This is a genomic window from Antrihabitans stalactiti (assembly GCF_012932915.1).
In the GTDB taxonomy this organism is placed as follows: Bacteria; Actinomycetota; Actinomycetes; order Mycobacteriales; family Mycobacteriaceae; genus Antrihabitans; species Antrihabitans stalactiti.
The window spans coordinates 61,170-82,295 of the sequence record NZ_VCQU01000015.1 but is presented as its reverse complement, the minus strand read 5'-3'; the positions used below and the strand labels follow the sequence as shown (position 1 = coordinate 82,295).

Here is a 21,126-nt window from a genome sequence, read left to right as displayed (position 1 = left end):
GCATGAGTTCACCCGACTACGAGAGGATTCGACATGACGACAACTGAGGCGCCGTTGCGGCCTGAACCATACGGCGGGCCCGAGGATGCGGTGCACCCGCCGTCGCGGGTGCGCGAGCTGTTGGTGGGGCCGGCGGATCAGCCGCGGTGGGCCCGGCCAGGTCTCTACGCACTGCTCGCATTGACTGCCGTTCTTTACTTCTGGGGCCTGAGCGCCTCGGGGTGGGCCAACGATTTCTATGCCGCCGCAGTGCAAGCCGGCACACAGAGTTGGAAGGCACTGCTCTTCGGATCGCTCGACGCGGGCAACGCCATCACAGTCGACAAACCGCCAGCGTCACTGTGGGTGATGGGCCTGTCCGGCCGGCTCCTCGGCTTCAGCTCGTTCTCGATGCTGCTCCCCCAGGCACTGATGGGCGTCGGTTCGGTGGGTCTCGTATATGCCGCCGTCCGGCGATGGAGCGGACCTGCTGCGGGTCTGCTCGCCGGAGTCGCGTTGGCCATGACTCCCGTCGCAGCATTGATGTTCAAGTTCAACAACCCAGATGCCCTGCTGGTGTTGCTGCTCGTCGTGGCCGCATATTGCACCGTCCGGGCGACAGAGAGCGGAAGCGCGCGTTGGCTCGCGTTGGCGGGCGTCGCCATCGGGTTCGGCTTCCTGACCAAGATGATGCAGGCATTCCTGGTACTGCCTGCGCTCGGTCTGGTGTTCCTGGTCGCTGCCCCGATCGGCTTCGGCCGCCGAATCCTGGCATTGCTCGGCGCCTGTGCGGCGATGATCATCTCGGGCGGCTGGTTCGTGGCGCTCGTCAGTCTGTGGCCCGCCGATTCCCGGCCTTACATCGGCGGCTCCACCGACAACTCATTGCTCGAGCTCGCGCTCGGCTACAACGGTCTGGGCCGCGTCCTCGGGGGCTCGGGCAACATGAGTGGCGGTGGCGGCGGGGGCGGCTTCGGTGGCGGCACCGGGATCACGCGGCTCTTCGATGATTCCATGGGCACCGAGATCTCCTGGTTGCTCCCAGCTGCGTTGATCGGTCTCGTCGCCGGGCTGTGGTTCACTCGGCGCACACCTCGCACGGGTCGCACTCGCGCCGCTCTGATCCTCTGGGGCGGATGGCTTCTCGTAACCGGAGTGGTCTTCAGCTACATGCAGGGCATAATTCATCCCTACTACACCGTGGCGCTCGCACCGGCTATCGCCGCAGTCGTCGGAATTTGCGTCGTCGAGCTGTGGCGGGGCAGGCAATTCCGTCTCCCGCGCATCGCCCTCGGCGCCATGTCCGCGTCGACCGGGATCTGGGCGTTCGTTCTGCTCGACCGGACCCCCGACTGGTTCCCGGCGATGCGTTGGATCGTGCTCATCGGATCGATCATCGTCGCCGCCATCCTTATCGTCGGCGCACATCAACTCGGAAAGTTCACTGCTGCCGTCGCTATCGCGGGCCTGCTGTTCGGCCTGGCCGGAACGACCGCGTACGCGATCGACACCGCGACCACACCACACACCGGACCCGTTCCGTCCTCCGGCCCCAATACCGGCAACGGCATGGGCGCGCCCGGCGGTATGGACATGAGTGCGCCTGACGCCAACGCGGCCGACGGCGGAATGCCCAGTAGTGAGAACAATGACAACTCGGAATTGCAAGAACTGTTGAAGAACACCGACACCCGTTGGGCAGCAGCCACTGTGACTTCCATGTCGGCATCCGGTCTCGAATTGTCTACTGGCGCTTCGATCATGGCGATCGGCGGGTTCACTGGCAGTGACAACTCCCCCACACTCGAGCAGTTCAAGACCTACGTCGCCGACGGCGAAATCTCGTACTTCTACGGCGGCGGTCGAGGCGGCGGCCCCGGCGGCGACTCGGGCAGTGGCGCTGAAATCACCGCGTGGGTCGAGGCCAACTTCACCGCCAAGACGGTCGGCGGCACCACGGTCTACGACCTGAGCCAGCCCGTCGGGAACTGATACAGGGTTCGGCCGAGGGACGTGTTCCACGCGGGATCTGAACACGGCCGTGATCTGGGAACCCAGAATCTGGAAACAAGATGTGGTGGGCCGCCTCGGTCTTCGGATCGCGGGGCCGCCCATCAATACACACATCCCGCCAGAAGCTCAAACGTGTCAGACTCCTAAGTACCGCAACATGGCTCACGCCAACGCCAGCCACCTCCTGATGCTCTAGACCTTCGCCAGCGAGGTCGTCCCGGTGTTACGGGAGGCCCTCTAGACCGGGGCCACCGAAGGACTGGAGAAGCCCATGCCTCTGCTCGACCACGTCGTCTTGCAAGTCGACGACCTGAACGCAATCGGCGACTGGTACAACCAGGTCGTCGGCCTGGCCGGAGGTACGCGAACCTTCGATACGCCGACCCTGATCGGGTACGCCCTACCTGGCGAGCCCGCCCAGCTGTTCTTCTCCCTAGCGACCGATCTAGGTGGTCGCCAGACTCACCTTGCGCTCAGGGTCGAGGATGAGACGATCGTCCGACGTGGCCACGAGCTCGCCATCGCGCTCGGCTCCGAGATCCTCCATGAGCCTCGGCTGTGGCCGGAGTACGCACCGGACTATTACGCGGTGTTCATCCGCGACCCAGCCGGAAACAACCTCGAACTCAAGTGCCAAGCCTCGACGGCGCAGCCAACACTCCCTCGCGGGTAACGAGATTCCGATGCGCTCTAGCAGCGGCGCATTACTTTGGATGAAACCCGGACCTCCGCCGGCGTGGCGGCCACACCCGTACCGATTCCGTTACGCTCTGGGTCACCGGGTATTTCGTGATCCACCGTGCGCGCTGGAATCCACGACGGTAGGGCTGGACTCGCCGCCGGACCTGGCGTGCGGCTCCGTACCAACGGCCGGGTCACCCGCCTGCGCAGGCGGTACCGCTGCCGTGGGAATTGCGTTGTCGATGAGGACATCTGCGATGGCGGCGGCGGTGGCGAAGGTGTCGGCGTCGAGCACTCGGCTGCGGGCGGAGGCGCCGTCGAGCAGCAGCGCCAGTTGTTCGCCGAGCTGTTCCGGGTTTGCGGCACCTGCCTCGCGCGCGGTGTCGGTGAGCCGCGCGGCAAAAGCTTTCTTGTAGTCGCTGGCGTGCACGCGTGCCGGGTGGCCTGGGTCGTGAAGTTCGACGGCCGCCGCAATGAACGGGCACAGCGGTGCCTGAATGCCGAAAGGGGCGCGGAGCCTTTCGCGGGGTGTGAGATCGGTGCGATCGAACACCTCGGACAGGATGTCGGGATCGAATCGGCGTAGATGCTCGGCGATCAGCTCATCCTTGCTGGTGAAGTGCTGGTAAAACGTACGCTTGGACACCTGGGCTACCGCGCAGAGCTGGTCCAGGCCGGTGCTGTTGATGCCTTGATCGCGGAACAATTGTCGTGAAGCACCGAGGATGCGCTCTCGTGCACCCCTGCCGCGGCGCAGGCCTCGCGGCCCCTTCTCCAACTCCGTCATGGACCAAGAGTAGCCCAGTTGGGTACCGATCGGTGTGCATAGGTTGTGCTCCCTCCAACTGTGGGCTACGTTAAGCACGCAGATCGGTGTACATAACATCGACTGCCAAACGAATGGAGTCGTCATGGGAAAGCTCGATGGCAAGGTCGCAGTGATCACCGGCGCGACAAGTGGCATGGCGCTGGCCGGCGCCAAGTTGTTCGTCGAGGAAGGTGCTCATGTCTTCATCACAGGCCGGCGGAAGGACGTACTGGACGAAGCGGTCGAACTGATCGGGTCGAATGTGACCGGCGTGCAGGGCGATTCCGCCGACCTCGACGATCTGAACCGCCTGTTCAAGACGGTCGCGCGGGAAAAGGGCGCGATCGACGTGTTGTGGGCAAGCGCCGGGACGGGCGCGCAGAACAAGCTCGGCGAGATCACCGAGGAGGACTTCGACACCGCCTTCTCAGTGAACGCGCGCGGCACGCTGTTCACGGTCCAGAAAGCGCTGCCGCTCTTCAACGACGGCGGCTCGATCTTCATGACCGGGTCGAACGCATCGCTGCGGGGCTACCCCAATTGGAGTGTGTACGCGGCAAGCAAGGCCGTGCTGCCCGCCTACGCGCGGGTATGGGTCTCGGAGTTGCGGGACAGGAAGATTCGAGTGAACGTGCTGACCCCCGGTCAGGTCGGTTCGCCGATGTTGGCGAAGGTGATGGACGCCGAGGCGATGGCGCAGTTCGAGTCCGTTATCCCGCGGCGAGAGATGGGCAGGCCAGAGGAGATTGCGTCGGCCGCGTTGTTCCTCGCCTCCGACGATTCGAGCTATGTCAATGGCATGGAACTGGTGGTCGACGGCGGCACCACAGTGATCTGAACGGTGGCGTCCCCGCCTCCTCAGGGCTCAACCAGTTCGAGAAGGTCAACTTTTCCGATCGACACCCAAAGACAGGAACCCTCATGAGCAGCATCAGCATCATCGGCACGGGGAACATGGCCCGCACCATCGGCACGCTGGCGGTGGCGGGTGGCAACAGCGTCGAGGTCATCGGCCGCGACCCGTCCAAGGCCGCTGACCTGGCCAAGACTCTCGGCGACAGCGCCACGACAGGCGAATTCGGCGCCGTCCCTGTCGGGGACGTCGTCATCATGGCGCTGTTGTACGCCAATGTCGTTCCCGTCGTCGCCCAATACGGAGACGCCTTGGCAGGCAAGGTCATCGTCGACATCAGCAACCCGTTCAATCCCGCGGCCGACGGGCTGGCAATCGCCGATGACACTTCGGTCGCGCAGGAAGTTGCCAAGGTGGCACCCGCGGGCGCGAGTGTCGTGAAGGCCTTCAACACCGTCTTCGCTCATGTCCTGAAGGCGGACCGGGCACTGGATGTGTTCGTCGCAGGCGACGATGCGCAAGCCAAGACATACGTGTCGAAGTTCATCGAGAGCCTCGGTCTGCGCCCGCTGGACGTCGGCGGCCTGGACATGGCGCACTGGCTCGAAGGAATGGGCCTGATCCTCATGGGTCTCGCCCGAAACGGACTCGGCCAGTGGGACATCGCCCTCGGCGCGACCGAATTCGACGACTGAGGCCATGCCCGCAAGAGGGTGACCATACCTGTCGCGCAAATTCGTGCTGTCAGACTTCGGACACGACGCTCTCGTCGCGGATCACCAGGATTGTGCCGACGATATGCTCCTCCATTGCTCGTCGCGCCGCTTCTTCGTCTCGCGCCCGCAACGCCTCGGTGATCCGATGATGGCCCTACTGGCGCGGCACCTTCGCGAGCCCACAACTGCTCGCCTTCACCGTCTCCTGACCTCGGGCGACGACGAAGCCGAACAGCGGTTGATCTATCCGACCAGGACCTCGTCACCCCGGTGGTCAGTCGCGATCGGTGCTGGGCTCTCGTGATCGCGGCTACGCCTCGGCAATGCAAGTGCCGCAAAACCTCCCACGAGCGCAGCGCCTGCGGCTATGAGGAATCCGAGACGAAGCCCATCATTGGTGTAGAAAGCGTTACCCTGCAACACTATTGCGATATGCGAATTCAGCACGGTAAAGACGATCACCGGCAGAATCGCTGCCAAGCCGCTCTGAAATACAGAGACGATGCTCGACGTTGTGGCCTGCAATTGCGATGGGACCGCCGAGATCACGAGGTTCGGGACTGCGGCATAGGTCATTCCGAGACCGAGCCCCTCGATCAACGCGAACGCGATCAAAGGCCCTTTGGTGTCGTGTGACAAGGCTGTCAGTGCCGCGCCCAGGACGAGCAGAAATTGGCCGGAGACCATGAACAGACGCGGGCGGATCCGCGGCACGCAGAGCCCGACAATCAGGCCACCGACCACTGCAGCAGCGCCGATCGGCGCCTGGAATTGGGCGAAGCCTTTCGCCGTAACGCCAAATCCATAGTCCAGACCGAGGATTGCGGGAGTCATGCACATCATCGGGAGCAAGACCGTGAATACGGCGGTGCTCGCATAGGACAGACCGGCCGTGACGGCGGTCAGGATGATCCGCCGCTCAGCGCGAGGATCAAAACTTGCGTCCGCCGCCTTAATTCGCCCGCCACAATCCACAGCCACAGACGGTTTAGCCATCCACAGACCTTTTCCGCACGCTATTACCTCTGCAGATAGCAATTTGTGCTGTGGCTGCGGTGATCGCCGCACCGGACAGCCGGCGGAGCAGACAGCCGGCGCCCACCAGTTGGTGATTAGGCTCCAACAAGGGGGTTCAGACACGTATGGACAATGTGCGCACGCAGGCTCGGTCAAAGCCGCGTCGGCTGAAGCGCAACGGCCCGAGGTGAATCGGGCATATGCTTCACGCGGGGCGGGGAGGATCGCGAAGGGCACGTGATGTCGCAGCAGTACCCGGCGCAGACGTTTCCGCCGCCTCCACCGCCTAACAGGTTGACCATTCCTAAGTGGGTGTCACTAACAGTTGGTGCCGTTCTGATCGCCCTACTCGCAGTGGGTGTGATCGCCGACCACAACCGAAAGTCCAACGCCGCAAAAGGAAACTCGGAGGACGCAGTAACCCACGTCGAGACCGCAAAGGCGAACCTCGAATACGAGGTAACCAAGGTTGAGACTGCGGAAACCGTCGGAAAAGGGCTGCTCACCCGCGAGCCGCAAGGACAGTTCGTCCTCGTACACGTCGATATCGTCAACACGGGTACGAAGCCCCATCGGTTCAGCAGCTCTTACCAGCGGCTCTACGACACCGCAGGTCGCGAGTTCGGGGCCGATTCAGCCGCGGAACTGGTCGTCAACGAACAGTTGATCGTCCGCGCTGACATCAACCCAGGCAACACGCTGAGGGCGACGCTGGTATTCGACATTCCAGACGGTGCTGACCCTGACTACGTCGAGTTCCACGAGTTCGGAGATTCGCCGGGTGTGCGGGTAAATGTGGCTTGAAACGCCGAAATCGCCCCCAACCTTTGGCAGAGGTGGGGCGATCCTTTGGCTGCTGCCCTTAAACCCTAGATGATTACCCCTGAACGGGTGAGCGCGATTCTAGTCTCGGAATCTAGCTCGACCGCAGCGAGCGCCTCCGATCTGTACAGGTTGTACAGCCCAATGTCGCCCGGTTGCCGACTTCAGTGAACCGATGTTCGGTGGAAACATGTTCGAAGAAGGTCAGCTCTACTCGCCGGTGGTCAAGGGGCCAGACGGTGCCGTGACCGTCCAGCTCACCAGCGAACACCCGGGAGTCGGCGATCCCGACTACCGCACGCGGCGAAACGCCATTGCGGCGCTCGCTCTTGCCTATCGACCGGGCGATCCGATTCCGCATGTCGACTACACCGACGAAGAGCACAACGTCTGGCGCACCGTGTCGGTCGAATTGGCTCGCAAACACCGCACATACGCGTGCACCGAATTCCTCGAATCCGCCGCGCGCCTGAACCTGCCGACCGACCGCATTCCGCAACTTGACGAGGTGAGCGCTGCGCTCTCGCCACTGACCGGTTTCCGCTACGCACCCGCTGCCGGTCTCGTTCCGCTGCGCGACTTCTTCGCATCATTCGCCGACAGCACGTTCCACTCGACGCAGTACATCCGCCATCACTCCGCGCCGTTCTACACACCCGAGCCAGATGCCGTGCACGAGATCATCGGCCATGCGAACCAGCTCGCCAGCCCACGTTTCGCTGACCTGTATCGGCTCGTGGGTGCCGCAACTACTCGGCTGGAAACCGATGCTGCGCTGAAGTTTCTGTCCAACGTGTTCTGGTTCACGCTCGAATTCGGCGTGCTGCGCGAGGGCGGCGAGGTCCGGGCATACGGCACCGGACTGCTGTCGTCGTACGGTGAGATCGAGGAATTCCGCCACGCCGACCTCGAGCCGCTCGACATCGCGGCGATGGGCACGATGCGCTACGACATCACCCGCTACCAGCCGGTGCTGTTCTGTGCGGAATCGATGAGCCACGTCGAAGATATGCTCGGCCGGTTCTTCGCCACGATGGACGACGACACACCGCTTCGACTGGCGGTTCGCGGCGCAGCCTAGCTCGTGACCACGCCGCTGACCTCGCCTAAGTCGATTGTTGTGCCGTTCGGGCCTGGTGCGGTCGCGGTGATCGTCACCTCGTCGTCGTCCGCGAGATATGACCCGTTCGATCCATTCCAGGTCAGCTCGAGCAGCGAGCCCCATTGCGACGGCTCCGGTCCGGATACCGTGCCGGAGGCGAACAGGTCGCCGGCGCGGGTGCTCGCGCCGTTGATCGTCATGTGCGCCAGTTGTTGAGCCGGAGTCCAATACATGTCGCGCAGTGACGGATTAGAGATCACTACACCATTCACCGCTACTTCTAGCGTCACGTTCAGGCCCGCCCCGTCTCCCAAGTACGGCAGCACTTCGACCTCGCGGTCCGGTGGCGAAGTCCACGCATTGTCGAGCGCGGCCAGTGGTGTTACCCATGCGGAAATGCTTGTGGCAAATGATTTTCCAAGGAATGGGCCTAACGGAACATACTCCCAGGCCTGAATGTCGCGCGCGGACCAGTCGTTGACCAGCACGACGCCGAACACATGATCGGCAAATTCCTGCGTCGATATCGGCTGACCGATTGCGCTATCCGCTCCGATCACGAACCCGACCTCTGCCTCGAAATCGAGCCGGGCGCAGGGACCGAACACTGGCGGTTCGCCTGCCCCGGAACGGAATTGGCCGCTGGGTCGCCGCACCGGCGTGCCGGAGACAACGACGGTGCCGGACCGACCGTGGTAGCCGATCGGCATGTGCAGCCAGTTTGGCGGCAGCATGGGTTGACCGGGACGGAATATTCTGCCGACGTTCTCGGCGTGCTGACGCGACGAATAGAAGTCGACGTAATCCCCAACGGCGAACGGCAGCAACATCTTCACACTGGCGAGCGGATGCAGATGCGGCGTCAACTGCGCCATGTCACCGACCCATTCGGTGAGGTGACCGCGCAGCGCATCCCACACCGACCGTCCGGCACTCAGCAGCGGATTGAGCGACGAATGGTTCAGCAACGCAACCAGTTCCGGAGCGCGTTGCGCCGCGATGGGCATGAGATCGATTACTTGGTCAGAGATCCGACTGACGACGCCGGTTCGCCCGGCTATCTCCGCGATGCCGCAAGGGAGCGTCTGTGGTCCAAATGTGTTTCGGCCCATCACATGTTCCGCACCCAGGATCCGGCGTAGCTGTCGTCTTCGGAGGCGCTGCCACCCTCGCCGAGTTCCAACGGGCGGAACGTATCGACCATCACGGCCAGCTCATCGAAAAACTCTGCACCCAAGCTGTTTTCGATCGCGCTGGGTTGCGGTCCGTGCGAGTGGCCACCCGGGTGCAAGGAAACAGAGCCCTGACCGATGCCGGACCCCTTGCGGGCCTCGTAGTCGCCGCCACAGTAGAACATCACCTCGTCCGAGTCGACGTTCGAGTGGTAATACGGCACGGGAATCGCCAGCGGGTGGTAATCGACCTTGCGCGGAACGAAGTTGCAGACCACGAAATTCGGGCCGGCGAACACCTGATGCACCGGGGGCGGCTGGTGCACGCGGCCGGTGATCGGCTCGAAGTCGGCGACATTGAACGCGTACGGGTACAAGCAGCCATCCCATCCGACGACGTCGAACGGGTGCCGTGGTACGACGTGCACCGTGCCCGACAGGCCTCCGGCACCCCTCCCCCGGTGCTTGATGTAGACCTCGGTGTCGCCTTCATCGACCACCGTCGGCGGACCAGGAACGCGCAAATCGCGCTCGCAGTATGGCGATTGCTCCAAGAACTGGCCGTAGCGCGACAAGTACTTCGAGGGCGGGGTGATATGACCGTTCGCTTCGATAATGTAGAGCCGAACGCCGGACGCGTGAGGCAGCCAGCGATGAATCGTTGCACGCGGAAGGATCACATAGTCGCCCATCCCAACATCGAGCGACCCGAAAACCGTTTCGACTGTGGCAGTCCCGGATTCGACGTAGACACACTCGTCGCCGACGGCATTTCGATACAACGGCGAAATCTTGCTCGCGACAACATAACTGATCCGGACATCGGCGTTCCCAAGTACAAGGCGGCGGTTTGTGACGGCATCGCCCGCTGACCCATCGAACAGATCGTGGAGCCGAAAATGCCTGGGCAACAACGGTTCGTTCGGGCTCGTAGTCAGGTCCGGCAGCTCCCATCGGTGAGCCGCACGGATCGCAGACGGCACGCCCACGTGATAAACCAACGAGGAATCTGCCGAGAAGCCCTCTTCGCCGACAAGTTCCTCGCGGAGCGCACCACTCGGACCGCGATGCTGCGTATGCCGCTTGGCGGGAACGTTGCCCACCCTCAGGTAATGCGCCACGACTGCCCTCCGATCAGAAGTTGCCGCGCCGTTCTTGCTCCCGCTCGATCGCTTCGAACAACGCCTTGAAGTTTCCGACACCGAACCCGAGCGAGCCATGACGTTCGATCAACTCGAAGAACACGGTAGGCCGATCTGTCAACGGCCGGCAGAAGATTTGCAGCAGATACCCGTCCTCGTCCCGATCGACGAGGATTCCACGACTCTGAAGTTCGTCGATCGGGACTCGAACACGGCCGATCCGGGCGCGCAACTCGGCGTCGGAGTAGTACGCGTCAGGCGTCTCCAGGAACTCGATCCCCTCCCGTCGCAGCGCGTCCACCGATCCGATGATGTCGCTGCATGCCAGCGCAATGTGCTGAACGCCCGGACCGCGATAGAAGTCGAGATACTCGTCGATCTGTGATTTGCGCTTCCCGATCGCCGGTTCGTTCAGCGGAAACTTGACCCGGTGGTTGCCGTTGGCAACGACTTTGCTCATCAATGCCGAGTAGTCCGTCGCGATGTCGTCGCCGATGAACTCCGCCATGTTCGTGAACCCCATAACACGCTTGTAGAAGTCGACCCACTCGTCCATACGCCCGAGTTCGACATTTCCGACAACGTGATCGATCGCCTGAAACAATCTGTGCGGCGCGCCTTCTCGTCGCGCGTGCGATGACGATCGGCTGACGTAGCCGGGCAGGTAGGGTCCCGAATAATTCGACCGATCGACCAACGTGTGCCGGACATCGCCGTAGGCCGCAATCGCGGCGAGGCGGACCGTGCCGTGCTCGTCGGTGCTGTTGTGGGGAGGTTCGAGCACGACCGCGCCCTGCGCCACCGCGCGCCGGATACACCGGTCCACGTCTGGCACAGCCAAGGAAATATCGGAGATCCCGTCGCCGTGCATTGCGTGGCGTGCGACCAGTTCGCTGTTCGGGTCCACAGCGCCTTTGACCACAAAACGAGCAGCGCCGCTTCGCATTACGAACGCTTTGTGGTCACGATTGCCGGTCTCCGGACCGCAATACGCTTCGAGCTCCATGCCGAACGCAGACTGAAAGTAGTGCGCCGTCTGCGTCGCGTTGCCGACGATCCACACGATGCCGTCCCAGCCGCTGACCGGGAACGGATCCAGGCTCGAGTCGTAGTCGACCAATCCGACCAACTCTCTGAGCTGATCGACGCTCAAGTGCGCCAGCTGTTCGTCGGTGGTCAAATCTTCGATCGTCATGGCTCTAGAGAAGCCTGCAACGTGCGGTTGAGCAATGTCGACCCGATTCGATAGCCACGGTGTCATTTCGTACTACCGCTAGGGCCGAATAGCTGGACAAAGTGGATAGAATCTAATCATGGCGCGCGATTCGAATCTGGACGACCTGGATCTGGCCATCCTGGCAGCGATGCACGAGCGGCCTGGCGTCGGCGTACTCGAATTATCCAGGCACACAAGGGTTGCGCGAGCCACCGTCCAATCTCGCATCCGCCGAATGGAAGAAGCTGGCGTCATTGCCGGCTACAGGCCGGAGATCGACGTCGCAGCAGCAGGTTTCGACGTCCAAGCGTTCGTGACGCTCGAGATTTCCCAAGGTGCCCTGGACGCGGTCGCCACCGCCCTCGAGACAATTCCTGGTGTACTCGAGGCATACGCGACAACGGGATCCGGCGACGTACTGTGCCGAATCGGCGCCGACTCGCACCGCGGACTCCAGGAGGTCCTCCTGCAGATCGACCGGTCCGGCTCGGTGGTGCGCTCGACGAGCGTGGTAATTCTGTCGACCGTCGTGCCACGGCGCACCCTGCCACTGCTTCGCACCCTCAACCCCGTCAGCAGCAGCAAGGCCCCCGCCTATCGCCGGCCAGGCTAGCCGTTTCCCCATACGCTTCGGACTTCCACTACGAACCGAAATGAGAGGAGGCTGGTCCCATGTTCGACGTATTGCTCGCGTTGGGAATTCGCACTGGTGAGATCCTGCAGGTGTCCGTCGACGATGGCGTAGTCGAACCGCTGTACGCGGATTCTCCAAGCCGGTTTCCCGACGGGATCGTCGTCGACGGACGCGAGATCTATTGGACGACAATGGGTCGGCCAACGAGGAGGCCCGACATTCCCGGCGAAGCGGGTCTCGACTACTCGGCGCCTAATGGTGGCATCCACGCGATCAAGTACGACGGCACCGAATGCCGCGATGTCACCACCCAAGGCGCGATCACGACAGGTAAGCAACTCGCCTACGACGGTGCCGGAGGTTTGTACTTCGGCGACCGTGAAGGATTTCGCGTCAGCCGCGTCGGAACCGACGGATCTGGTCTGACCGATCTGGTAGTAAACCCTCGCGACGACGAGGGACTCGGCGAATGTATCGGCGTCGCCGTCGACACCGACAGTCGGCATTTGTACTGGACGCAGAAAGGCCCGGCAAAAGGCGGCCGCGGCCGCATCTTTCGCGCCGGCCTGGACATCCCACCCGGGCAGACCGCGTTCACCCGTACCGACATCGAACTGCTCTGGGATCAGTTGCCCGAACCGATCGACCTGGAAATCGTCGGCGACTACTTGTACTGGACCGACCGCGGCGCGCCGCCGAACGGCAACACACTCAACCGGGCGCCGGTTCCGGGGCCAGGCGAACGCGGCACCAGTCCGCAGATCCTCGGCGGTGGCTTTGCCGAAGCCATCGGCCTCGCTGTCGACAGCGCAATCGGTATGGCTTACGTCTCCGACCTCGGTGGCCGCATCTGGCGGGTACCTGCCGCCGGTGGCGACCCAACGGTCCTGGCAGACCTGCATACCCCGATTTCCGGCATCGCCGGACTGGTTTTGCACCGCTAAGCAGGGGTCGACTCAGATTCCCGTGACGATTTGAGTGCACTTTTGTACACTCAAATTCATGCCTACAGCAGCAGTGCAACGCAAGGCGGAGGTACGCGCGCTGGCGCGTCTGGCCCTCGATGAACTCGGCGGAGCGGCCGACGGAGTCGGATCTGTCCACCGCGCGATCTCCGACCGAATTTTCAGCGGCGTCCGTCTCGGCCTCGGCAATTCGGCCAAGCCTGTCAAGATCGTGCACGACGCAGTCACCGACGGCGTGTACTCCGTCGTCGGGGATACAGCCCGGCGCGTGGCGCGACTTGCGGGTGAGACCGCCGATCTCACGATCGATGCGCCTCCGTCGCAGACCCGACGCGGTGCGCTGCTGCTCGGAATCTTGCAAGGCTTACGCGGTGATGCGCTCGCCGCGGAGTCGTCGATCCTCGCGTCGCCCATGACGATCCGCATCGACGGCATGCCTGTGCCGGTCACTACCACCGGGTTGGCGGACGCGTTTCCGCGCGCTACCGGCCGCATCGTCGTGTTCATGCACGGCCTGATGGAAACGGAGTTCGGGTGGCATCTCGGCGGACGCCGAACCTACGGGCAGCGGCTTGCCGAGGACCTCGACTACACACCCATCGAGATCCGTTTCAACTCGGGCCGACGTATCTCGGACAACGGCAGCGAACTGTGTGGATTGCTCGGCGACCTCGTCGAGCAATGGCCAGTGGACGTGGAACAGATTGCGCTCGTAGGCCATTCGATGGGTGGGTTGATCGCGCGAAGCGCATGCTACCGAGCGCAACTCGACGGCGAGTACTGGGCGAGTCGCGTGAAGCACGTTGTGTGCCTTGGGTCTCCGCATCTCGGCGCGCCGCTCGAAGGGCTCGTGCACTACGGGAGCGCGGCACTGGCGTTGTTGCCCGAGACGCGACCGTTCGGAAATCTGCTGCGCCGCCGTAGCGGGGGAATCCGGGACTTGCGGGCGGGTTCGCTCGTCGACGAAGACTGGCGCGACCGTGATGCTGATTCCTTGCGTGCCGCGGTGTGTAAAGAAGTGCCGCTGCTCGACGGAGCGATGCATTGCTTCGTGTCCGCCAGCGTCACCCACAACCCACGCCACCCGCTCGGCATGGTCATCGGCGACGGGCTCGTCTTGGTCCCCAGCGCGTCTGGGCGTAACCGCAAGCGCACCATCGGATTCCGTAAGGAAGACGGTATACATCTCGGACCAGCCAACCATTTCACCCTCCTCAACGACGACCGCGTGTACGACAAATTGCGTGAGTGGCTGAATACTGCACCGATGTCGGTCTAGCTCACCCGCAGGCGACCACCGCTGCCCGATCCGAGCCACCTGCCCAAGGCAGGAGGGATTGCGCGTAAGAATGGTCATGACAGCCTGCCCGGAGGAGGTGCACGTGATCGGCATCGTCGTCGTTTCGGACAACGGCGCACTTGCGGGCGCAGCAGTCACCCTCGCGCGCAAAATGTTTCCCAAGGTGCCGATCGACGGCGCCACCGGCATCGACCCGATGCAGGTCGCAGCGGCAATCGCACACGTCGATGACGGCACCGGGGTAGTCGTGCTGATGGATCCAGACACTGTGGACCCATCCGCACCGTCGGTGCTCGAGCTCCTCGCAGACGAGCTTCGCCAGCGCGTGACCCTCTGCCAGGTCCCGCTCGACGAGGGATTGATCGCCGCCGTCATCGCCGCCGAAGCCGGCGGCACACCGGACGAGGTCGCCGCGGCTGCGCGCGAGGGGCTCGAAGACAAGCGGCTCGAGCTTGTCCGACGATCGCCACCCGAATTGTCGAGCGTCACAGAAACTGATTACCGCACCGCGCATTTCACAGTTGCGGACCCGCATGGACTGCACGCCCGTCCCGGCGCCCGGCTCGTTGCAACTGCGCGACAGTTCGACGCAGTCGTGCACGTGCGCAATGCGACCACCGCGTCAGGTTGGGTGTCGGCAGCCAGCCTGACCAAGGTGGTGACGCTGGGCGTCCGCTCGGGCCATGTGGTGGAGGTGCGGGCGACGGGCAATCAGGCAGACGATGCCGTGACCGCCGTAGCTGCCCTCCACTCGAACGCTCCGCTGGCGTCCAACCTTCCCAAGGCCCGCACCGTCGGCCTATCGCGCGGAGTGGGGATCGGTCCCGCATGGACAGCCGATGATTCAGTCGGTCCGATGCCGGAAGAATCACAGGGAGCAGACAAAGAGCTCCGCCTACTCGAATCCGCTATCGCGACAGTTACCGAGATCGTGTCGCACGACCGCCGCACTGCCGCGGACCGAATCGGTGAAGGCGCCGCCCAAATTTTCGACGTGCACGCAGCCCTGCTGACCGATCCCGAACTGTTGGACACCGCTCGCGCGCGTATCTTGTCCGGCGAGAACGCAATACGTGCATGGTCAGCCGAAATCGAGCTCGTTACAGCAGCTTTCGGCTATGTATCCGACCAATACATCCGTGAGCGCGCGGCAGACGTGCGAGCGGTCGGTGCGCAAGTTCAGCACGCGTTGAGCGGCACTGTTGCACCGTCGATCATCGGCGCGTCCGGCATCGTCATCGCCGGCGATCTCACCCCTGCCCAGGTTCTCGAACTCGATCGTGAGCGAGTGAGCGGAGTCGTGCTGGCCGCTGGCAGTACAACCTCGCACACTGCCGTCCTGTTACGAGCCAACGGAATTCCGGCGGTCGGTGGAGCGGATATCGACATTGCGAGCGGCACAGTCGTCGCCCTCGACGGATCGTCGGGCGAACTCGCAGTCAATCCGGCCAAGTCGACCCTCACCAAGTTCCGATCCCGCCAGGCCGACCTCGACGAACGTCTCAGCCGAGCACAAACTCAGGCCTTCGAGCCTGCGGTGACGCGCGACGGCGTCGAGATCGTCGTCGGCGCAACAATCGGCTCGGTCGAGGACGCGCGGCGCGCGGCGGAGAACGGTGCCGATCTCGCCGGACTGGTCAGGACCGAGTTCCTCTTCCTCGATCGACCGACTCCGCCCACAGTCGACGAACAAGCCGCGATCTACCAGGCCATTGCCGAAACTCTCGGTGACCGGCAACTCACGATTCGCACACTCGATATCGGTGGCGACAAATCGTTGCCATATGTACCGCAGCTGCTGGAGGCGAATCCGTTTCTCGGAACCCGGGGACTGCGGTACGGACTCACGTTTCCGACGCTCCTGTCAGACCAACTCGTCGCAATCGCGCAGACCGCCTTGACCCATCGCGTCAACGTGATGTTCCCGATGGTCGCCACCGTCGCGGAGGTCGTGGCTGCGCGCAAACTCCTCGACTGGGCTGTAGCGCGCTGCGGTGGTAACCCCCAAATAGGTGTCGGCGTCATGGTCGAAGTTCCCGCTGCCGCCCTCCGTGCCGCAACTCTCGCGCGGTACGTCGACTTCGTCAGCATCGGAACGAACGACCTCACGCAGTACACATTGGCGGCAGAACGCGGAAACGCTGCGGTGGCACATCTTTCCGACAACTTGGATCCGGCGGTACTGCAACTCGTGAAGGCAACCTGCGACGGATTTCACGAGCGCAAGGTCGCCGTCTGCGGCGAACTCGCCGTCGACGACACGGCAGTCCCGCTCCTGTGCGCGTTGGGCGTTCGAGCGTTCACGGTGCGACCGACACACATACCGCTCACGAAGGCCGCCGTCCGCCAAACCCACCTCGCCACCGCAAAGGACTGGCTCCTCGACTGCGTCGACATGACCGACGGCGGTGCAGTCCGAGCTCGTTTGGACATTTTTCAGTCCCTGGTCTGAGCAGCTATCGAAGCGGTCCCTGGTCGTCGAGATCGTCATCGCCGTCGTATTGGCCAGTGTCGGCGGCCCGCCAATTGACGGCGTAGACACCTGGTTCCAACGAAACACGGGTCACCAGTTTGTCGAGAATGCCTTCGGCCGGGCCCTCGATCAGCAACTCGACCCGCAGTTCGGTCAGGGCGTTGGCGGTGGAATCGTCGTCGACGAAGCGGCCTGAAAGGCCGTGGATCGTGATGTCTGGACCGTCGAGAGTGTGCAGGATCTGCGCCCGCAGGTGTGCCTCGTGCTTACGTCGCACGCGGGCGATGACGACGTAGGCAGCGACCGCTTCGGTCTTCGCCGCGGGCGCCTTGTCGAGTAGGCGCCCAAGGGGACGCAACACGGCGTGGATTCCCAGCACGACGCCCGTCATCGTCAGCGCAGGGATGACGTGACCGCCCGCTGCCTGGCAACCGATGGCAGCCGAGCACCACAGCGTGGCGGCGGTGTTGAGGCCCTGCACCGAAAAGCCCTGCCGCAGAATGACACCACCGCCGAGGAACCCGACACCGGACACCACGTAGGCGGCGATCTGCAGGGGTGGGGCCTCCGCACCCGTTTGCACGCCGAACAGCACGAAGGCGCACGCCCCGGCAGCCACGAGAGCCTGGGTGCGCAGCCCAGCGGTGCGGGAGCGATATTGACGTTCCATCCCGATGACCGCACCGCAACCGGTGGCGAGCAGCACTCGAAGCAGAAACTCGAGATCGGTGGGAGAAGACATGGCCAGGCGCGGTCCTTCCAACGACAGTCGAAATGGGGTATCGACTTCAGCTGATCGGCGCGGGCAACATCGCCTGCGGAAATTGCTCGGCGAGCATACCGGGCGAAGGCAACAAAACGGGTCGCGTCACTACCGACGCGACTGTGATATCCGAGCCAGCCCGGTCAACAGCACCGCGCCCCGGGGTTCGCGTCCGCGTCGGCGTGCCGTGCGCGCCAGTATTCGCGCTCGCAGGGCACTTTCATTTCCGGATGTTTCACTCGCATGTGTTCGACGTAGCGCGCGTAGTCGTGGTCGCCCATGACCGAGGTGAACCACCACTTCACCGACCGTGCTGCGGCCGTCAAAGGGCCCGTCGACTGCGTCTTCATTTCTAATGGACTCCCTTCGCGTGCGCTGCCCCCGGTGCGCGAACCGTGCCAGCCTTGATCAGTTCGTCCCACTCCTTCTGGACCTCCCGCTCGGCTGCCGTCGGAATGAATCCAGTGGGCGCGAAGATCTTCGACGGTTCCTCGGGAGATTCGGTCGTGGGCTGGCCGCCCGATCGCCACGCTTTGACGCACACCAGGAACCCGGTCGCCGCGACGATCAGCACGAGCACCGCAAACACGATCGAGAGCGTGCCTTGAATGAAGGTGTTGCGGATGACCGCGTCGATCGCGTCCGGTGTCTTTGCAGTCCCGAAAGTCGTCTTGCCTGCCTCCTTGGCGTCGACGAACGCACTGTGCTGCGACCAGTAGCCGACTGCGCGATCGCCGGAAAAAATCTTCTGCCAAGAGGCCGTCATGGTCACGACCAGATCACCCACGAGCGGAATTGCGGGTATCCAAATCCACTTGAACAAACCCTTCTTGACGATGATCGTCAGAATGACCGTCAGCGCGATCGCCGCAAGCAGCTGGTTGGCGATGCCGAACAACGGGAACAAGGTGTTGATACCACCGAGGGGATCTGTGACACCCATCAGCAGGATCGATCCCCAGAGCAAGACGACAGCGAGCGTGCAGATCCATGCGCCGACCCGCCACGACGGATCCTTGAACTTACGGAGCGGTCCGCCGAAGTTGCCGAGGGTATCGGACAGCATGAACCGGGCCACGCGAGTGCCGGCATCGACGGTCGTCAGGATGAACAAAGCCTCGAACATGATCGCGAAGTGGTACCAGAACGGTTTGAGACTCGCGCCGCCCAGGAATCCGTGGAGCACTTCGGAGATACCGACGGCGAGCGTCGGCGCGCCACCTGTACGCGAGATGATCGACTTCTCGCCGACGTCCGCTGCCTGCTGCGCGAGGTATGCGCCGGTGACGTCGCCTTTGGGGATCGGCAGCCCGTTGACGTAGGTTGCCGCAGAATCGGCCGCGCCACCGGTGAGCGTCGCCGGCGCATTCATCGCGAAATAGAGGTGCGGATCGAGAATGCACGCGGTGGTCAGCGCCATGATCGCGACGAACGACTCCGTCAGCATGCCGCCGTAGCCGATCAGCCGAGTGTGCGATTCCTTCTCCAGCAACTTCGGGGTAGTCCCTGACGCGATCAGAGCATGGAATCCGGACAGAGCACCGCAGGCGATCGTGATGAACAAGAACGGGAACAACGATCCCGCAAACGCCGGTCCGTTTCCGGCAGTGGCGAATTCGGACACAGCGGGCATTTGGATGTTCGGGCGTGCAATGAGGATGCCCACGGCCAGCAGCAGGATGGTGCCGACCTTCATGAACGTCGACAGGTAGTCACGCGGAGCCAGCAGCAGCCAGACCGGGAGCACCGAGGCCGCGAACCCGTACGCGATGAGCAGCCATGCGATGGTGACCTTCGATAGTGTGAACCAGTCTTCGCCCCAACCTGTTTCGGCAACCCAGCCGCCCGAAATGATCGCAAACAGCAGCAAGGCGAAACCGATGAGGGAAACCTCGGAAACCTTGCCTGGGCGCAGGAAGCGCAGATACACGCCCATGAACAGGGCGATCGGAATCGTCATGCCGATGGAGAACACACCCCACGGGCTTTCGGCCAGAGCATTGACCACGACGAGCGCGAGCACCGCTAGGAGGATCATCATGATGACGAAGACGCCGATGAGCGCCGCAGCACCGCCGATAACTCCCAGTTCCTCGCGCGCCATCTGTCCGAGGCTGCGGCCGCGGCGCTTCGACGACGCCCACAGCACCAGGAAATCCTGAACGGCGCCGGCGAACACGACCCCGAAGATGATCCACAGCGTCCCGGGCAGGTAGCCCATCTGCGCGGCCAGCACAGGGCCGACCAGCGGCCCGGCGCCTGCGATGGCGGCGAAGTGGTGCCCGAACAGGACCCGCCGGTCCATAGGCATGTAGTCCTTGCCGTTCTCCAGGATCTCGGCCGGCGTCGCGCGGTCGTCCCGCGGCTTCACGATATTGAGTTCGATGAGACGGGCGTAGAACCGATAGGCGAATACATAGGTGCATGCCGCAGCGATCACGAACCACACAGCACTGATCTGCTCACCACGAACGATCGCGATCATCGCCCACGCGATAGCGCCGACGATCGCAATGACCGCGAAGATCGCCTTCTTGGCCGGTGTTATTGGACTTCGGTCGATGATGCCGACCGGGGGTAGGTCGGGGTCGGTTCGCAAGTATTCGATGTGACCGGCGGGATTGCCGCTGGGTGCCTCTTTGATGGCCACGAGTCCTCCTGGTCGGATGCGCGGATCACTGTAGGCCGCGCGAGGTCACAGCCGCAGCAATATCGGGTCACAGTGAATCCGCCAAAAGAATTTCCACAGCTAGGCAAGGTGTACCCAGACACTGACGCAAAACCACCACTGAGCATAGGCCACGTATCGGTATGGAGTTCGGCGAACAACCTCAGAATTTCGAATCGCCAAATGCCAAGGCAGACAATAGGTTCACGGGTCTCGACGAATGCCCCACCACTCGGCCCCCGACCACTATTCACGTGTGCCGGTGAGCGGGTAATCGTCCGGGTTCACCTCGGTGGTGTACGAGGTGATCGTGTGGACGACGCCGTCGGTGAATTCGTAGATGTCGCAAGAGGACACCGCGGTGACATTGTCGGGGCCCTCGTAGCGACCGATGGCGTCGACGGCCACGACGTCGCCGTCTCCCGTGGAGACGAATCGCAGCCAGCTCGTTGTCACATCGACGTTCCCGGCTGTCGTCCCGTTGCACGCGGCCACCACGGCGGGGCGACCCTCCAGGCGGGTGTAGCCGATAAGGTTCCACACCACGTTCTCGTCGAGGCGATCGAAGGCTTCGTCGAAGCGGTGGCCGGAGAAAGCACGTGCAACCTGGTCGTTCGTCATAGGAGTTCTCCTCATTCATTGCAGTGCGACGGGGATCAAATCTGTTGTGCAGTGCCCGAAATCGATCGCTGCGTTACAGACCGACACACACTCCGCTCTGCGTCCGGCCGCAGTTTCGCTTTGTAGGGGGCTGTGTCCGCAACGACGAGCAATTCGCTGCGCTGGTCGCCCGCATCCGCTC

20 protein-coding genes are annotated in these 21,126 nt (G+C 63.1%); 10 read left to right on the top strand and 10 right to left on the bottom strand.

Features of this window, described 5'->3' with window-relative positions:
* Nucleotides 1-33 precede the first annotated feature (33 nt).
* Together FGL95_RS29965 and FGL95_RS29960 are read left to right on the top strand one after the other, a co-directional pair.
* On the top strand, nucleotides 34-1,971 hold the full coding sequence (locus FGL95_RS29965) for an ArnT family glycosyltransferase (RefSeq protein WP_169594293.1): 1,938 nt from the start codon (nucleotides 34-36) through the stop codon (nucleotides 1,969-1,971).
* Between the two features lie 292 nt (nucleotides 1,972-2,263).
* Complete coding sequence (locus tag FGL95_RS29960) at nucleotides 2,264-2,665, top strand: VOC family protein (protein WP_169594291.1); 402 nt, start codon at nucleotides 2,264-2,266, stop codon at nucleotides 2,663-2,665.
* A gap of 102 nt (nucleotides 2,666-2,767) precedes the next feature.
* On the opposite strand, the gene FGL95_RS29955 is transcribed toward FGL95_RS29960, so the two are convergent.
* Entirely contained in the window at nucleotides 2,768-3,460 is a 693-nt protein-coding gene (locus FGL95_RS29955; protein WP_169594290.1) for a TetR/AcrR family transcriptional regulator, read from the bottom strand.
* Between the two features lie 124 nt (nucleotides 3,461-3,584).
* Between FGL95_RS29955 and FGL95_RS29950 the strand changes: the two genes are divergently transcribed.
* On the top strand, nucleotides 3,585-4,319 hold the full coding sequence (locus FGL95_RS29950; protein WP_169594288.1) for an SDR family NAD(P)-dependent oxidoreductase: 735 nt from the start codon (nucleotides 3,585-3,587) through the stop codon (nucleotides 4,317-4,319).
* Between the two features lie 83 nt (nucleotides 4,320-4,402).
* On the top strand, nucleotides 4,403-5,029 hold the full coding sequence (locus tag FGL95_RS29945) for an NADPH-dependent F420 reductase (RefSeq protein ID WP_169594287.1): 627 nt from the start codon (nucleotides 4,403-4,405) through the stop codon (nucleotides 5,027-5,029).
* 49 nt (nucleotides 5,030-5,078) lie between these two features.
* Here FGL95_RS29945 and FGL95_RS32610 read toward each other — a convergent pair whose 3' ends face one another.
* On the bottom strand, nucleotides 5,079-5,192 hold the full coding sequence (locus tag FGL95_RS32610) for a hypothetical protein (RefSeq protein WP_169594358.1): 114 nt from the start codon (nucleotides 5,190-5,192) through the stop codon (nucleotides 5,079-5,081).
* 101 nt (nucleotides 5,193-5,293) lie between these two features.
* Entirely contained in the window at nucleotides 5,294-6,046 is a 753-nt protein-coding gene (locus tag FGL95_RS29935) for an MFS transporter (RefSeq protein ID WP_169594285.1), read from the bottom strand.
* Between the two features lie 333 nt (nucleotides 6,047-6,379).
* On the opposite strand from FGL95_RS29935, the gene FGL95_RS29930 reads away from it, so the two are divergent.
* Together FGL95_RS29930 and FGL95_RS29925 are read left to right on the top strand one after the other, a co-directional pair.
* Nucleotides 6,380-6,871 (top strand): DUF4352 domain-containing protein, encoded by a 492-nt coding sequence (locus FGL95_RS29930; RefSeq protein ID WP_169594284.1) that lies wholly within the window; start codon nucleotides 6,380-6,382, stop codon nucleotides 6,869-6,871.
* 208 nt (nucleotides 6,872-7,079) lie between these two features.
* Nucleotides 7,080-7,970: a phenylalanine 4-monooxygenase gene (locus FGL95_RS29925; protein ID WP_169594356.1), complete on the top strand. Its 891-nt coding sequence runs from the start codon at nucleotides 7,080-7,082 to the stop codon at nucleotides 7,968-7,970.
* Here the strand turns inward: FGL95_RS29925 and FGL95_RS29920 are convergent.
* The 3 genes from FGL95_RS29920 to hppD are packed head-to-tail and all read right to left on the bottom strand — an operon-like array spanning nucleotide 7,967 to nucleotide 11,500.
* Entirely contained in the window at nucleotides 7,967-9,103 is a 1,137-nt protein-coding gene (locus FGL95_RS29920; RefSeq protein WP_169594282.1) for a fumarylacetoacetate hydrolase family protein, read from the bottom strand. The genes FGL95_RS29925 and FGL95_RS29920 overlap by 4 nt on opposite strands.
* Nucleotides 9,103-10,284: a homogentisate 1,2-dioxygenase domain-containing protein gene (locus FGL95_RS29915; RefSeq protein WP_169594280.1), complete on the bottom strand. Its 1,182-nt coding sequence runs from the start codon at nucleotides 10,282-10,284 to the stop codon at nucleotides 9,103-9,105. The genes FGL95_RS29920 and FGL95_RS29915 overlap by 1 nt, the downstream gene beginning before the upstream one ends.
* 13 nt (nucleotides 10,285-10,297) lie before the next feature.
* Nucleotides 10,298-11,500 carry a 4-hydroxyphenylpyruvate dioxygenase gene (gene hppD, locus FGL95_RS29910; protein ID WP_169594278.1) on the bottom strand — a complete coding sequence of 401 codons (1,203 nt, stop codon included), beginning with the start codon at nucleotides 11,498-11,500 and terminating at the stop codon, nucleotides 10,298-10,300.
* 118 nt (nucleotides 11,501-11,618) lie between these two features.
* Between hppD and FGL95_RS29905 the strand changes: the two genes are divergently transcribed.
* From FGL95_RS29905 to ptsP, 4 genes are all read left to right on the top strand, one after another.
* Nucleotides 11,619-12,134: an Lrp/AsnC family transcriptional regulator gene (locus tag FGL95_RS29905; protein ID WP_169594276.1), complete on the top strand. Its 516-nt coding sequence runs from the start codon at nucleotides 11,619-11,621 to the stop codon at nucleotides 12,132-12,134.
* 59 nt (nucleotides 12,135-12,193) lie between these two features.
* Complete coding sequence (locus FGL95_RS29900; RefSeq protein ID WP_169594274.1) at nucleotides 12,194-13,099, top strand: NHL repeat-containing protein; 906 nt, start codon at nucleotides 12,194-12,196, stop codon at nucleotides 13,097-13,099.
* Between the two features lie 58 nt (nucleotides 13,100-13,157).
* Nucleotides 13,158-14,399, top strand: a complete 1,242-nt coding sequence (locus tag FGL95_RS29895; protein WP_169594272.1) for a lipase family alpha/beta hydrolase — start codon at nucleotides 13,158-13,160, stop codon at nucleotides 14,397-14,399.
* A 70-nt stretch (nucleotides 14,400-14,469) separates the two neighbouring features.
* A complete protein-coding gene (gene ptsP / locus FGL95_RS29890; protein ID WP_169594271.1) occupies nucleotides 14,470-16,872 on the top strand; it encodes a phosphoenolpyruvate--protein phosphotransferase in 2,403 nt (800 codons plus the stop codon).
* A gap of 4 nt (nucleotides 16,873-16,876) precedes the next feature.
* On the opposite strand, the gene FGL95_RS29885 is transcribed toward ptsP, so the two are convergent.
* The 4 genes from FGL95_RS29885 to FGL95_RS29870 all read right to left on the bottom strand — a co-directional run bounded on the left by FGL95_RS29885 (nucleotide 16,877) and on the right by FGL95_RS29870 (nucleotide 20,945).
* Nucleotides 16,877-17,635: an MgtC/SapB family protein gene (locus FGL95_RS29885; protein WP_169594269.1), complete on the bottom strand. Its 759-nt coding sequence runs from the start codon at nucleotides 17,633-17,635 to the stop codon at nucleotides 16,877-16,879.
* 164 nt (nucleotides 17,636-17,799) lie between these two features.
* Nucleotides 17,800-18,006: a YbdD/YjiX family protein gene (locus FGL95_RS29880; RefSeq protein ID WP_169594267.1), complete on the bottom strand. Its 207-nt coding sequence runs from the start codon at nucleotides 18,004-18,006 to the stop codon at nucleotides 17,800-17,802.
* Nucleotides 18,007-18,008: 2 nt separating this feature from the next.
* On the bottom strand, nucleotides 18,009-20,306 hold the full coding sequence (locus FGL95_RS29875; protein ID WP_338080093.1) for a carbon starvation CstA family protein: 2,298 nt from the start codon (nucleotides 20,304-20,306) through the stop codon (nucleotides 18,009-18,011).
* 264 nt (nucleotides 20,307-20,570) lie between these two features.
* A complete protein-coding gene (locus FGL95_RS29870; RefSeq protein WP_169594265.1) occupies nucleotides 20,571-20,945 on the bottom strand; it encodes a nuclear transport factor 2 family protein in 375 nt (124 codons plus the stop codon).
* Nucleotides 20,946-21,126: the final 181 nt, after the last annotated feature.